The organism is Pseudomonas sp. 313, from assembly GCF_000316965.1.
GTDB classification, from domain to species: Bacteria; Pseudomonadota; Gammaproteobacteria; order Pseudomonadales; family Pseudomonadaceae; genus Chryseomonas; species Chryseomonas benzopyrenica.
Window position 1 is genome coordinate 278,527 of sequence record NZ_ANBZ01000022.1, and the last position, 13,660, is coordinate 292,186.

The 13,660-nt window shown below is 66.0% G+C and carries 10 protein-coding genes; 4 read left to right on the forward strand and 6 right to left on the reverse strand.

What is annotated here, in order from left to right; translation table 11 throughout:
• Positions 1-8: 8 nt before the first annotated feature.
• Entirely contained in the window at positions 9-2,708 is a 2,700-nt protein-coding gene (locus C722_RS0102895) for a [protein-PII] uridylyltransferase (RefSeq protein ID WP_017639058.1), read from the forward strand.
• 39 nt (positions 2,709-2,747) lie between these two features.
• Positions 2,748-3,941, forward strand: coding sequence for a succinyldiaminopimelate transaminase (gene dapC / locus C722_RS0102900; RefSeq protein ID WP_017639059.1), 1,194 nt, complete (start codon positions 2,748-2,750; stop codon positions 3,939-3,941).
• Here the strand turns inward: dapC and C722_RS0102905 are convergent.
• A complete protein-coding gene (locus tag C722_RS0102905) occupies positions 3,938-5,572 on the reverse strand; it encodes a Na+/H+ antiporter (RefSeq protein WP_017639060.1) in 1,635 nt (544 codons plus the stop codon). The genes dapC and C722_RS0102905 overlap by 4 nt on opposite strands.
• Before the next feature lie 211 nt (positions 5,573-5,783).
• On the opposite strand from C722_RS0102905, the gene C722_RS0102910 reads away from it, so the two are divergent.
• Positions 5,784-6,098, forward strand: coding sequence for a hypothetical protein (locus C722_RS0102910; protein WP_017639061.1), 315 nt, complete (start codon positions 5,784-5,786; stop codon positions 6,096-6,098).
• A gap of 51 nt (positions 6,099-6,149) precedes the next feature.
• Here C722_RS0102910 and cysN read toward each other — a convergent pair whose 3' ends face one another.
• The 3 genes from cysN to C722_RS0102925 all read right to left on the reverse strand — a co-directional run bounded on the left by cysN (position 6,150) and on the right by C722_RS0102925 (position 9,888).
• A complete protein-coding gene (cysN, locus tag C722_RS0102915) occupies positions 6,150-8,048 on the reverse strand; it encodes a sulfate adenylyltransferase subunit CysN (protein ID WP_017639062.1) in 1,899 nt (632 codons plus the stop codon).
• Between the two features lies 1 nt (position 8,049).
• Positions 8,050-8,967, reverse strand: a complete 918-nt coding sequence (gene cysD, locus C722_RS0102920) for a sulfate adenylyltransferase subunit CysD (protein ID WP_017639063.1) — start codon at positions 8,965-8,967, stop codon at positions 8,050-8,052.
• A gap of 165 nt (positions 8,968-9,132) precedes the next feature.
• Positions 9,133-9,888 carry a Nif3-like dinuclear metal center hexameric protein gene (locus C722_RS0102925; RefSeq protein WP_017639064.1) on the reverse strand — a complete coding sequence of 252 codons (756 nt, stop codon included), beginning with the start codon at positions 9,886-9,888 and terminating at the stop codon, positions 9,133-9,135.
• A 115-nt stretch (positions 9,889-10,003) separates the two neighbouring features.
• Here C722_RS0102925 and C722_RS0102930 point away from each other — a divergent pair, with 115 nt between their 5' ends.
• The gene (locus C722_RS0102930) at positions 10,004-11,125 is read left to right on the forward strand and encodes a S1C family serine protease (RefSeq protein WP_017639065.1); all 1,122 of its coding nucleotides are present in this window, start codon (positions 10,004-10,006) and stop codon (positions 11,123-11,125) included.
• A 13-nt stretch (positions 11,126-11,138) separates the two neighbouring features.
• Here C722_RS0102930 and hisC read toward each other — a convergent pair whose 3' ends face one another.
• The gene (gene hisC, locus C722_RS0102935; protein ID WP_017639066.1) at positions 11,139-12,194 is read right to left on the reverse strand and encodes a histidinol-phosphate transaminase; all 1,056 of its coding nucleotides are present in this window, start codon (positions 12,192-12,194) and stop codon (positions 11,139-11,141) included.
• A complete protein-coding gene (hisD, locus tag C722_RS0102940; protein ID WP_017639067.1) occupies positions 12,191-13,510 on the reverse strand; it encodes a histidinol dehydrogenase in 1,320 nt (439 codons plus the stop codon). The genes hisC and hisD overlap by 4 nt, the downstream gene beginning before the upstream one ends.
• Positions 13,511-13,660 lie beyond the last annotated feature (150 nt).

Consider the following 13,660-nt stretch of genomic DNA (forward strand, 5'->3'; position numbering starts at 1 on the left):
GAGCGCCCATGCCCCAGGTCGATTCGGAGTTGTTCGACGCCGGCCAGTTCCAGGCTGAGCTTTCGCTGAAAGCCAGCCCCCTCGCGGCCTTCAAGAAATTCATCCGGGCCGCGAACGCCACCCTCGATGCCCGCTTCCTGGCCGGGCGCAGCGTGCGCCGGTTGGTCGAGGACCGTGCCTGGTTCATCGACCAGATGCTGATCGCGGCCTGGAGTCGCTTCAGCTGGCCGGACGACGGCATCGCCCTGCTCGCGGTGGGCGGCTATGGCCGTGGCGAACTGCATCCGCACTCGGACATCGACCTGCTCATCCTGCTCGCCGAAGAAGAGCAGGAGCGCTTCCGCGATTCCATCGAAGGCTTCCTGACCCTGCTGTGGGACGTGGGCCTGGCCGTGGGGCAGAGCGTCAGATCGCTGCGCGAGTGCACCACCGAGGCGCTGGCCGACCTGACGGTGATCACCAACCTGATGGAAAGCCGTACCCTCGCCGGCCCCGAGCACCTGCGCCAGGCGATGCTGGCGGCCACCAGCGTCGAGCACCTCTGGCCGGGACGGGCCTTCTACCTGGCCAAGCGTGCCGAGCAGAGCGCCCGACACGCCAAGTACAATGACACCGAGTACAACCTGGAACCCAACGTCAAGGGTTCCCCCGGCGGCCTGCGCGACATCCAGACGCTGCTGTGGATCGCCCGGCGGCAATTCGGCACCCTCAATCTGCAGGCCCTGGTGGGCCAGGGCTTTCTCACCGAAAGCGAGTGCAGCCTGCTGATCTCGGCGCAGGAGTACCTGTGGAAGGTTCGCTATGCCCTGCACATGCTGGCCGGTCGCCCGGAGGATCGCCTGCTGTTCGACCACCAGCGACGCATCGCCAACCTGCTCGGCTACGAGGACAACGACGCCAAGCTGGCGGTCGAGCGCTTCATGCAGAAGTACTACCGGGTGGTGATGGACGTCTCCCAGCTCAGCGACGTGGTCATGCAGCACTTCGAGGAAGTGAATCTGCGCGACGAGCAGGTGCCCGCCGCGGTGACACCGATCAACAACAGATTCCAGATCCGCAACGGCTACCTGGAGGTGGTGCATCCGCAGGTGTTCCTGCGCACGCCCTTCGCCCTGATGGAACTGTTCGTCCTGCTGGCGCAGAACCCGGCGGTCAAGGGCCCCAGCGCTGGCACCATCCGCTTGCTGCGTGACAGCCGTCACCTGATCGACGACGCCTTCCGCCAGGACATCCGCAATACCAGCCTGTTCATCGAACTACTCAAGAGCGAATCCGGGATCCATCGCAATCTGCGGCGGATGAATCGCTACGGACTGCTGGGGCTCTACCTGCCCGAATTCGGCCAGATCGTCGGCCAGATGCAGCATGACCTCTTCCACATCTATACGGTGGACGCCCACACCCTCAATCTCATCAAGCATCTGCGCAAGATGAGCTACGACGTCCTGGCGGAGAAGTATCCGCTGGCGACGCGGGTGATCCACAAGCTGCCCAAGCCGGAGCTGATCTATATCGCCGGTCTCTACCACGACATCGCCAAGGGCCGCGGCGGCGATCACTCGGAGCTGGGCGCGGAAGACGTGGAAGCCTTCGGTCGCCGCCACCAGCTGCCGGAATGGGATACCCGCCTGGTCAGCTGGCTGGTGCGCAACCACCTGGTGATGTCCACCACCGCCCAGCGCAAGGATCTCTCCGATCCCCAGGTGATCCACGACTTCGCCCTGACGGTGGGTGACCACACCCACCTGGACTATCTGTACGTCCTCACCGTGGCCGACATCACCGCGACCAATCCGTCGCTGTGGAATTCCTGGCGCGCCACCCTGCTGCGCCAGCTCTACACCGAGACCAAGCGTGCCCTGCGCCGCGGCCTGGAGAATCCGGTCAATCGCGAGGAGCAGATTCGCAGCACCCAGCAATCGGCCCTCGATACCCTGATGCGCCGCGGCATCGATGCCGATGACGCCGAGCAGCTGTGGTCGCAGCTGGGCGACACCTATTTCCTGCGGCATACGGCGCTGGACGTGGCCTGGCACACCGAGGCCATCCTCGGCCATGGCGATACCGCGGAGCCCCTGGTGCTGATCCGCGAGACCACCCAGCGGGATTCCGAAGGCGGCACCCAGATCTTCATCTATGCCGCGGACCAGCACGACTTCTTCGCGGTGACCGTGGCGGTGATGGACCAGCTCAACCTGAACATTCAGGACGCCCGCATCATCACCTCCAGCAGCCAGTTCACCCTGGACACCTATATCGTGCTGGACACCGATGGCGGCTCGATCGGCAACAATCCCGCGCGCGTCGCCCAGATCCGCGCCGGCCTGATCGAGGCGCTCAAGCACCCGGAAGAGTACCCGAGCATCATCAACCGGCGCGTGACCCGCCAGCTCAAGCATTTCGCCTTTTCGCCCCAGGTGAACATCTATACCGACACCACGCGTTCGGCGAGTCTGATCGAACTGACGGCGCCGGACCGACCCGGGCTGCTGGCACGGGTGGGTCGCATCTTCCTCGACTTCGACCTGTCCGTGCTCAACGCCAAGATCGCCACCCTCGGCGAGCGCGTGGAAGACGTCTTCTATGTCACCGACGCCGATGGTCGCCCCTTGGCGGATCCCGCTCTGTGCAGCGCCCTGCAGCAAGCCCTGATCAAGCAACTGGGCGAGTCGGACAGCCAGACGCCACTCAGCCGCATCAGCATCTAGCGCCTTGATCTAACGCCTCGAACGAAGGACCACCCGACGATGAATCCCACCCTCGACCTGCTGCAGCCCTATCCGTTCGAGAAGCTGCGCGCCCTGCTCGCCGGCGTGACCCCGCCGGCGGCGATCAAGCCGATCCCGCTGTCGATCGGCGAGCCCAAGCATCCGTCACCGGCCTTTGTCGCCGAGGCCCTGACCGCGAACCTGGATCAGTTGGCGGTCTACCCGACCACCCTCGGTATCGCCGAGCTGCGCGAGGCCATCGCCAGCTGGGCCGGCCAGCGCTTCGGCGTACCCGAGGGCTGGCTGGATCCGGCGCGCCACGTGCTGCCGGTGACCGGCACCCGCGAAGCCCTGTTCTCCTTTACCCAGGCGGTGGTGGATCGCAGCAAGCGCGGCCTGGTGCTGAGTCCCAACCCCTTCTATCAGATCTACGAAGGCGCGGCCCTGCTGGCCGGCGCCGAGCCGCATTACCTGCCCTGCCTGGCGGACAAGGGTTTCAATCCCGACTTCGACAGCGTGCCGGACGAGGTCTGGCAGCGCTGCCAGCTGCTGTTCCTCTGCTCGCCCGGCAACCCGACCGGTGCCCTGCTGCCTGTGGCAACGCTGAAAAAGCTCATCGCCCTGGCCGATCGCCACGACTTCGTGATCGCCGCCGACGAGTGCTACAGCGAACTCTATTTCGACGAAGCCAGCCCGCCACCCGGCCTGCTGACCGCCTGCGCCGAACTGGGTCGCAGCGACTTCGCCCGCTGCGTGGTCTTCCACAGTCTGTCCAAGCGTTCCAACCTGCCGGGCATGAGATCGGGTTTCGTCGCGGGCGATGCCGCCATCCTCAAGCGCTTCCTGCTCTATCGCACCTACCATGGCTGCGCCATGCCGGTGCAGGTGCAGAAGGCCAGTGCGGTGGCCTGGCAGGACGAGGCCCATGTCCGCGAGAACCGCGAACTCTATCGGCAGAAGTTCGCCGCCGTGCTGGATATCCTGCAGGGCAGCCTGGAGGTGTCACTGCCGGACGGCGGCTTCTATCTCTGGGCCAAGACCCCGGGCGATGACGAAGCCTTCGCCCGCGATCTGTTCGCCCGTGAGCACGTGACCGTGGTGCCGGGCTCCTATCTGTCGCGAGAGGTCGCGGGCGTCAACCCGGGCGCCGGACGGATCCGCATGGCGCTGGTCGCGCCCCTGGCCGAATGCGTGGAAGCGGCGGAGCGCATCCGCCGCTTCTGCCTGGGCTAGCGATTGCCCTGATCGCGCATCAGCGCGGTTTCCTGGATGTCCAACTCGCGCAGGAACTCGCTGACCACCAGGTCATCGATTACCCCTGCGATCCGCAACCGATAGAGTTCGCGGCGCTGGGCGCGGATGGCGAGCAGGCGCAGCTCGCCGTCCAGGCTATCTCGCAGGCGCGCCAGGGAACGGGCGTCCTCGCTGTCATCGGCAGAACTCAGCTCGTCGCGGAATTCGGCGATGATGCCAGCCTTGATCTCCGCCTGCAGCGCCGCCCGCGCCGGCTCGTCGGTGTCGCTCGACTCCACGTCTTCCAGGGCCACGATGGCGGCCCGGGCGGCATTGATCCGCACCTCGCAGCGCTCCCGCTCCAGCAGGTCGTTGGATTGCTCCGGCAGCCGCGCCAGCAGTAGCGGTATGCCGATGCTTGCCACCACCAGCGACAGCAGGATCACCCCGGCGGCGATGAATACCAGGACGTCACGCAGGGGAAAGGGTGTGCCATCCGAGAGCAGCAGCGGCAGCGACAGCACACCGGCCAGGGTCACGGCGCCGCGCACCCCGCTGAGGGAGGCGATGGCGGCGATCAGACGCGGATCGCCCGCGATGGTCATGGGTCCGCTGCCAGGCTGGGTCAGGTGCCAATAGCCGAGGATGACCCCGAAGCGGATGGCCATGATCACCAGATAGGCACCTAACACATAGAGCGTCAGCCAGCCCGCGGCCGGCCAGAGCGCCTGGGAGGCTGGCAGCGCGGCCGCCAGGATGTCCGGCAGTTGCAGCCCCAGGATCAGGAACACCAGGCCGTTGAAGGCGAATTCCACCAGTCCCCAGACGCTGTGGTTGAGCAACCGGGTGGCGGTCTGCCGGGGCAGCATGTCGACCCGGCTTTGCATCATCCCGGCGGCCACGGCGGACAGGATGCCGGAAACCCCCAGTCGCTCCGCCAGCACATAGGCGGCGAAGGGCAGCAACAGCATGAAGACCACATGGGGCGCGGCGTCGCTCCAGCCGCGCTTCACCACCATCCAGGCGCGCGCCCGCCCGACCAGCCAGCTCAGCACCCCGCCGACCAGCACGCCGCCCACCGCGACGATGACGAATTCCAGGCTGGCCTGGCTCAGCGAAAAGGCGCCGGTCAGGGCCGCCGCCACGGCGAACTTGAAGGTCACCAGACCCGAGGCGTCGTTGAGCAGGGCCTCGCCCTGGATCACGTGCAGCAGGGCGCTGGGCAGCCGGCCACGGACGATGCTGGACACCGCCACGGCATCGGTGGGCGACAGCACCGCCGCCAGGGCGAAGGCCACCGCCCAGGGCAGGTGCAGCATCCAGTGCAGGAACCAGCCGGCACCCAGCACCGTGAGGAACACCAGGCCAAAGGCCAGAACAAAGATCGGTCGGCGCAGCCGCCAGAATTCCCGCTTGGGCATGCGCCAGCCATCGGAGAACAGCAGCGCCGGGATGAACAGCAGCAGGAAGAGTTCCGGGTCCAGGGCCACGTGCAGTCCCAGGGTGGGCCAGGCGAGCAAGGCGCCGACCACCACCTGGATCAGCGGCAGCGGGATGGGAATCAGATGGGCGCTGAGTCGGGTGGCACCCACCATCAGCAAGAGGATCAGAGCGGTATAGAGAATCTGCACGGTGGTCTCGTGGTCAGGGCACCGTTCGCGGTGCCAGATACAGGAGATGCATCCCGCGGGAGTGGGGACACGTCGACCTCGAGTTGTTGGGACTGATGTCCCCGGATTTGGTTTTACCCAAACTTTACCCGAGGCGATCTAGGCGACTGGCCACCGTTGCGGTCTGATAGACATACCCGGTTTCATTTCCCCGGGTCGCAGGAGAAAGATCATGCTACGTCGCATCACTCAAGTCGTGGTGCTTGCCGGTTGCCTCGCCATCGCCGGTCAGGCGTCCGCCCACGGTCGTGGTCCCGGTCCGGCCTTTCTCGGTGCCGTAGTGGGCGCCGTGGTCGGCGGAGCCATCGTCTCCCATTCCTACGCCCGCGAGCCGGTCTACATCGAGGGGCCACCGCCGCCGCCACCGCCGCGCGTGGTCTACTACGAGCCGGCACCGGTCTACGAGTATCGCGTGGTTGAGCCGCGCCCCGTGTACTACGGCCCGCCACCTGGCGCCTACTACTATGGCCCGCCCCCACGCTGGTAAAGGCCCATGAAAAACCCGCCGAAAGGCGGGTTTTTTCTATCGCTGCAGGCCTTAGATCACCTGGCGTCGCCGCAGGACGTCGAGGATCTGCTGGACCCCCTCCTCCACCGACAGCTGTTCGGTATCCAGTACCAGATCGGCGTCTTCGGGCGCATCGTAGGCAAAGGAGATGCCCGGGATATTGTCGCCACCGGCGGCGTAGAGACCCTGGGGATCGCGCTCGGCGCAGACCTTGGGCGACGCCTTGACGTGCACGGTCAGCAGACGCTCGGCACCGATCAGCGCCTGGGCCTGGGCGCGGCCCTCGGCATCGGGCGCGACAAAGGCCGCCAGGGCGATCAGACCTGCTTCGTTGAACTGGCGGGCCACCTGGGCGGCACGCAACCAGTTCTCGCGACGCCCGGCGCGATCCTGGGGCAGCCCCTTGTTCAGGTCGTGGCGCAGATTCTGACCGTCCAGCACGAAGACCGCACGGCCGGCATCGAACAGGCGACGCTCCAGGGCATAGGCCAGGGTGGTCTTGCCGGCGCCGGAGAGACCGGTGAAGAGCACGGTGCTGGGCTGCTGACCGAAACGCGCGGCCCGCTCGCTGGTGCCGACGTGCAGCTGGTGCGCGCCCTGGCCATGGCCACCCCGGCCTACCGGGTCGGCGATGATCATGCCGGCACCGACGGTGCCATTGGTCAGGCGATCGATGACGATGAAGGCGCCGGTGGTGCGGTTGACGCCATAGCCATCCAGGGCGATGGACGCATCGAGAGCCACCTTGACCCGGGCGATCTCGTTGAGCTTGAGCTCGCTGGCGGCGCCCCGTTCCAGGGTGTTGACGTCCACCGTGTGCACGATGCTCGGCAGCGAGCCGGGCACGTAGCTGGTGGCGCGCTTGATGTCGTACTTCTTGCCGGGCCGCATGGGTTCTTCGGCCATCCACACCAGCATGGCCTCGAAGCTGTCGGTGACCTGGGGACGGTTGTCGGCATGCACCAGGACGTCGCCCCGGGAGATGTCGATCTCGTCTTCCATGGTCAGGGTCACCGCCTGGCCGGGTCCGGCCTGCTCCAGCTCGCCCTCGTAGGTGACGATGGACTTGATGCGGCTGCCCTTGCCCGACGGCAGGACCACCACGGCATCGCCTTTGGTGACCACGCCCGAAGCCAGGGTCCCGGCGAAGCCGCGGAAGTTGAGATTGGGCCGGTTGACGTACTGCACCGGGAAGCGCAGATCGTCGAGATTGCGATCGGCGGCGATCTCCACGGTCTCGAGGATTTCCATCAGCGGCTTGCCGCCGTACCAGGGCGTCTGCTCGCTGCGATTCACCACGTTGTCGCCCTTGAGCGCCGACATGGGGACGAAGTGGATGTCCTTGGCGTTTAGGTCGATGCGCTGGGCGAAGGCTAGGTAGTCGTCCTTGATGCGCTCGAACACCGCCTCGTCGAAGCCCAGCAGGTCCATCTTGTTGATAGCGACCACGATGTGCTTGATGCCCAGCAGCGAGGCGATGTAGCTGTGCCGACGGGTCTGGGTCTGGATGCCGTGACGGGCGTCGACCAGGATGATCGCCAGGTCGCAGGTGGAAGCCCCGGTGGCCATGTTGCGGGTGTACTGCTCATGGCCGGGGGTATCGGCGATGATGAACTTGCGCTTGGCCGTGGAGAAGTAGCGATAGGCCACGTCGATGGTGATGCCCTGCTCGCGCTCGGCCTGCAGGCCGTCCACCAAGAGCGCCAGATCGACCTCTTCGCCGGTGGTGCCGACCTTCTTGGAATCGCGGGTGATGGCTTCCAGGTGATCCTCGTAGATCATCTTGGAATCGTGCAGCAGGCGCCCGATCAGGGTGCTCTTGCCGTCGTCGACGTTGCCGCAGGTAAGGAAGCGCAGCAGCTCCTTGCGTTCGTGCTGTGCGAGGTAGGCCAGGATGTCCTGGCCGATCAGATCGGATTGGTGCGACATCTTAGAAATACCCCTGACGTTTCTTCTCTTCCATGGACCCGGCGCCATCGTGGTCGATGACCCGGCCCTGGCGTTCGGAGGTGCGGGTGAGCAGCATCTCCTGGATGATGTCCGTCAGCGTGGTCGCCTGGGACTCCACCGCGCCGGTCAGGGGGTAGCAGCCAAGGGTACGGAAGCGCACCTGGCGCTTGTGGATGCGGGCCTTCTCCTCGGACGAGAGGTGCTCGAGGATACGGTCGTCGTCGATCATGAGCAGGGTGCCGTTCTTCTCGATCACCTCGCGCTCGGCGGCGAAGTACAGCGGCACGATCGGGATACCTTCGAGGTAGATGTACTGCCAGATGTCCAGCTCGGTCCAGTTCGACAGCGGGAAGACGCGAATCGACTCGCCCTTGTTGGTCTTGCCGTTGTAGATGTTCCACAACTCGGGACGCTGGTTCTTGGGATCCCAGCGGTGCTTGCTGTCCCGGAAGGAGTAGACGCGCTCCTTGGCGCGGGACTTCTCCTCGTCGCGGCGGGCACCGCCGAAGGCGGCGTCGAAGCCGTACTTGTCCAGCGCCTGCTTGAGGCCCTGGGTCTTCATGATGTCGGTGTGCTTGGCACTGCCATGGGTGAAGGGATTGATGCCCTGGGCGACCCCTTCCGGATTCTTGTGCACCAGCAGATCGAGGCCCATGTCGGCGACCATGCGATCGCGGAATTCGTACATGGCCTGGAATTTCCAGCCGGTGTCCACGTGGAGTACCGGGAACGGCAGCTTGCCGGGAAAGAAGGCCTTGCGGGCCAGGTGCAGCATCACGGCCGAATCCTTGCCGATGGAATACAGCATGACCGGATTGTCGAACTCGGCGGCCACTTCACGGATGATGTGGATGCTTTCCGCCTCAAGCTGTTTGAGGTGCGTCTGTTTGTCGAGCATGGCTACTCACGATTGCAGAAAGGTGGCCTAGGAGAGGTCCGTTGCGGCATCCAGTCGACTGGACACACCGGACAGAGCGGGCCGTGGACGAACCTCAACCTTACCATAGGCAACGGTTATGGCCCGCCAGGCCATCTAGATCCAGAAGTTATATGCTTATGACGCTCAGGCGGGATTGTCGCAGTCGATGAAGAGGTGCTGGATACCCAGCTGCGCGGCCAGATAATCACCCAGCGCCTGCACGCCATAGCGCTCGGTGGCATGGTGGCCGGCGGCGAAGAAACTCACGTCGTTCTCGCGAGCGCTGTGCACCGTCTGCTCGGATACCTCGCCGGTCAGGTAGGCATCCACTCCGGCGGCGATGGCCTGGTCGATGTAGCCTTGGGCGCCCCCGGTGCACCAGGCCAGGCGCCGGATCGAGCGCCCGCCGTCGACCACCAGCGGCTCGCGCTGCAGCACGTCCGCCACCTGCCGACCGAAGTCCGCGGCGGATTGCGCCTGCGGCAACTCGCCCTGCCAGATCAGTCCCTTGGTATCCCCGGGCAGCGGCCGGATATCCTGCAGCCCCAGGCGGCGTCCCAGCTGGACGTTGTTGCCCACCTCGGGATGGACATCCAGGGGCAGGTGGTAGGCCAGCAGGCTGATATCGTGGCTCAGCAGCGTCTTGATTCGGCGCTGCTTCATGCCGATGAGGCGGGCATCCTCGTTCTTCCAGAAGTAGCCATGGTGCACCAGGATGGCATCGGCGCCGGCGGCGACGGCGGCGTCCAGCAGCTGCTGGGAAGCGGTGACGCCACTGACCAGCAGGCGCACCTGCTCACGACCCTGGACCTGCAGGCCGTTGGGGCAATAATCCTGGATCCGGGCCGACTCCAGGTAACGGTCGGCGGTCTCCACCAGTTGCTCAAGGGACAGGGTCACGTGCGGCTTACCTCCTCGTTGGCGGCGCCAGCGTGTCTTCGGCTGGCGTCGCTCCTTATAATGCCCGCCAGCTTATCCGGCGCACCCCGGGTGGACAAATTCAAGGATGTGATCGATGTACAAGGCTTTGCGTTATCTCGGCTGGCCCGTGCTGTGCGGTCTGCTCGTTGCAGCCCTGATCATGCAGCGCTATCCCCAGTGGCTCGGCCTGCCCGCCCAGCCGCCGCTGTTCGAGGCCGCCCAGGCGCCCGCCAGTTCGCGCCAGGAGGGACCGGTTTCCTACGCCGACGCGGCCAGTCGCGCCGCGCCCGCGGTGGTGTCGTTGCGCTCGACCAAGGCCGCCAAGCCGGGCAAGGCCGGAGATACGGCCAGCGATCGCAAAGGCGCGACCAAGCCGGTGGAAGAACTCAGCCTGGGTTCCGCCGTGCTGATGAGCCATGACGGCTATCTGCTGACCAACAACCACGTGACCCTGGACGCCGAGTCCATCGTGGTGGCGCTGGCCGACGGCCGCCAGACCCTGGCCAAGCTGATCGGCAGCGATCCCGCCACGGACCTCGCCGTACTGAAGATCGACCTGCCCAATCTGCCGGCCATCTCGGTGGGCGATTCGAGCGCCATCCGCATCGGTGACGTGGTGCTGGCCATCGGCAACCCCTTTGGCGTCGGCCAGACGGTGACCATGGGCATCATCAGCGCCACCGGTCGCAACCAGCTGGGTCTCAATACCTACGAGGACTTCATCCAGACCGATGCGGCGATCAACCTGGGCAATTCCGGCGGGGCGCTGGTGGACGCCAGCGGCAATCTGATCGGCATCAACACCGCCATCCTCTCCGGCGGCTCCCAGGGCATCGGCTTCGCCATCCCGATCAAGCTGGCCATGGAGGTCATGCGCTCGATCATCCAGCATGGCCAGGTCATCCGTGGCTGGCTGGGCGTGGCGGTGGAGGTGATCACCCCGGAACTGGTCAAGACCTATAGCCTCAAGGTCGATCAGGGCATCGTGGTGACGGACATAGATCCCGATGGACCGGCGCACAAGGGCGGTCTGCGCGCCGGCGATGTACTGGTCAAGCTGGCGGGCCAACCGATCAAGGATGGCCGGCTGGCGATGAACCAGATCGCCCGCAAGCAACCCGGCGACAGCATCCCCATCGAGGTGCGGCGCCAGGACAAGACGGTGCAGGTCAAGGTCACCGTCGGGCTGCGCCCCCTGATGGAAAAGGCGCGCTAGCCACGGGCGTCTCTCAGAGGGTATCGAGGGCCGCGATCAACGCCTGATTCTGCGCCGGCGTACCGATGGTGATGCGCAGGAAGTCGGCGATGCGTTCGGGTCGGCTGAAGTGGCGCACGATGACGCCATGCTCGCGCAAGCCCGCGGCCAGCACCGCCCCGCCCTTCTGCACATGACGGGCGAAGATGAAGTTGGCGGCCGAGGGCAGGACCTCGAAGCCGCGCGCCAGCAATTCGCCCACCAGCGCTTCACGACTCTCGATCACCTGCCGACAGGTCTCGTCGAAATAGGCGCGATCCTCGAAGGCCGCGGTCGCGCCGGCCAGGGCCAGGCGATCCAGCGGATAGGAGTTGAAGCTGTTCTTGATCCGCTCCAGGGCCTCCATCAGCGGCGCCTGGCCCATGGCCAGGCCAACGCGCAAGCCGGCCAGGGAGCGGGACTTGGACAGCGTCTGGGTCACCACCAGGTTGGGATGGCGCTCGATCAGGGCGACTGCCGACTCCGCCCCGAAGTCGACGTAGGCCTCGTCCACCACCACCACCGAGGTCGGATTGCCGGCGACGATGCGCTCGATGGCGTCCAGCGCCAGGGCGCTGCCAGTCGGCGCATTGGGGTTGGGGAAGATGATGCCGCCATTGGGCCGCAGATAGTCCTCGGGGACGATCTGGAAATCCTCGTCCAGCGCTGGCGTCTCGAAGGCGATGTCGTAGAGGCCGCAATAGACCGGATAGAAGCTGTAGCTGATGTCCGGGAACAGCACGGGTCGGCCATGGCCGAACAGGCCCAGGAAGATGTGCGCCAACACCTCGTCCGAGCCGTTGCCGACAAAGACCTGGTCGCTCTGGATGCCGTAGTAGCGAGCGACGGCATCCTTGAGCGCCTGGCCGTTGGGATCGGGATAGAGACGCAGGTCGTCGGTGGCCGCGGCGCGGATGGCGTCCAGCGCCCGCGGTGATGGACCGTAGGGATTCTCGTTGGTGTTGAGCTTGACCAGGTTGGTCAGCTTGGGCTGCTCACCCGGGACATAGGGCACCAGGTTCTTGACGAAGGGACTCCAGAGTTCGCTCATGCCTGCTCCTCCTGAATGCGGTATTCGGCGCTGCGGGCGTGGGCGGTCAGGGACTCGCCACGCGCCAGGACCGAGGCGACCCGGCCCAGCGCGGAAGCGCCGGCGGCCGAGCAGTGGATGATCGAGGAGCGCTTCTGGAAGTCGTACACGCCCAGGGGCGAGGAGAAGCGCGCGGTGCCCGAGGTCGGCAGCACATGGTTGGGACCGGCGCAGTAGTCGCCCAGGGCCTCGGCGGTGTAGCGCCCCATGAAGATGGCGCCGGCATGGCGGATCTCGGGCAGCCACTGCTCGGGCTCGGCGACGGACAGCTCCAGGTGCTCGGGGGCGATGCGGTTGGCCACCTCGATGGCCTGGGCCATGTCGGTGACCTGGATCAGGGCACCCCGCCCTTCCAGCGAGGCACGGATGATGTCGGCGCGCTCCATCTCCGGCAGCAGGCGGGCGATGCTGGCCGCTACGGCGTCGAGGAAGGCGCCGTCCGGACTGACCAGGATGGCCTGGGCGTCTTCGTCGTGCTCGGCTTGGGAGAACAGGTCCATGGCGATCCAGTCGGGATCGGTCTGGCCGTCGCAGACCACCAGGATCTCCGACGGGCCGGCGATCATGTCGATGCCTACCTTGCCGAACACGTGGCGCTTGGCGGTGGCGACATAGATGTTGCCGGGGCCGACGATCTTGTCCACCGGCGGCACGCTTTCGGTGCCATAGGCCAGGGCGGCCACGGCCTGGGCGCCGCCGATGGTGAAGACGCGATCGACACCGGCCAGGGCGGCGGCGGCCAGCACCAGTTCGTTGACCTCGCCGCGGGGCGTGGGCACCACCATGACCACTTCCTTTACGCCGGCGACCTTGGCGGGGATGGCGTTCATCAGCACCGAGGAGGGATAGGAGGCCTTGCCCCCCGGCACATAGAGCCCGGCACGATCCAGCGGGGTGACCTGCTGGCCGAGCACGGTGCCGTCGGCCTCCTGGTACTGCCAGGAATCCTGGCGCTGCTTTTCGTGATAACGACGAACGCGCTCGGCGGCGGCTTCCAGCGCGGTGCGCTGCTCCGGCGTGATGCGGGTCAGGGCTTCTTCCAGACGCGCGCGCGGCAGGATGAGATCGCTCATGGCGGTCGCCTCGACGGCATCGAAGCGCCGGGTGTATTCGAGCAGCGCGGCGTCGCCCTGGTGGCGCACGTCGGCGATGATCGCCAGGACCCGCTGGTTGATGTCGGCGTCGGACACCCCTTCCCAGCTCAGCAGATGATCCAGATGCTCGGCGAAATCCGGAGCGGCGGCGGCAAGTCGGCGGATGGCGAGCGGAGCGGTCATGGCGGATCCTCTTCAGGAGAGCGAAAGGGGCGCCCGAGAGTAACAGCCGGTTCCGTGTGGGCGCCCGACAATTTGGCTATGGCACGGATAGGCGAAGCTGGAGGGATGGAAGCAGCCTTGACCGGCATTCGGCATGCCGGCCAGGACGTA

Excerpts from the sequence above, each read along its gene's own strand:
- C722_RS0102895 (WP_017639058.1), top strand. The coding sequence starts at position 9 with ATGCCCCAGGTCGATTCGGAGTTGTTCGACGCCGGCCAGTTCCAGGCT.
- hisC (WP_017639066.1), bottom strand. The coding sequence starts at position 12,194 with ATGAGCGAACTCTGGAGTCCCTTCGTCAAGAACCTGGTGCCCTATGTC.
- C722_RS0102930 (WP_017639065.1), top strand. The coding sequence starts at position 10,004 with ATGTACAAGGCTTTGCGTTATCTCGGCTGGCCCGTGCTGTGCGGTCTG.
- cysN (WP_017639062.1), bottom strand. The coding sequence starts at position 8,048 with ATGTCGCACCAATCCGATCTGATCGGCCAGGACATCCTGGCCTACCTC.
- hisD (WP_017639067.1), bottom strand. The coding sequence starts at position 13,510 with ATGACCGCTCCGCTCGCCATCCGCCGACTTGCCGCCGCCGCTCCGGAT.
- cysD (WP_017639063.1), bottom strand. The coding sequence starts at position 8,967 with ATGCTCGACAAACAGACGCACCTCAAACAGCTTGAGGCGGAAAGCATC.
- C722_RS0102910 (WP_017639061.1), top strand. The coding sequence starts at position 5,784 with ATGCTACGTCGCATCACTCAAGTCGTGGTGCTTGCCGGTTGCCTCGCC.
- dapC (WP_017639059.1), top strand. The coding sequence starts at position 2,748 with ATGAATCCCACCCTCGACCTGCTGCAGCCCTATCCGTTCGAGAAGCTG.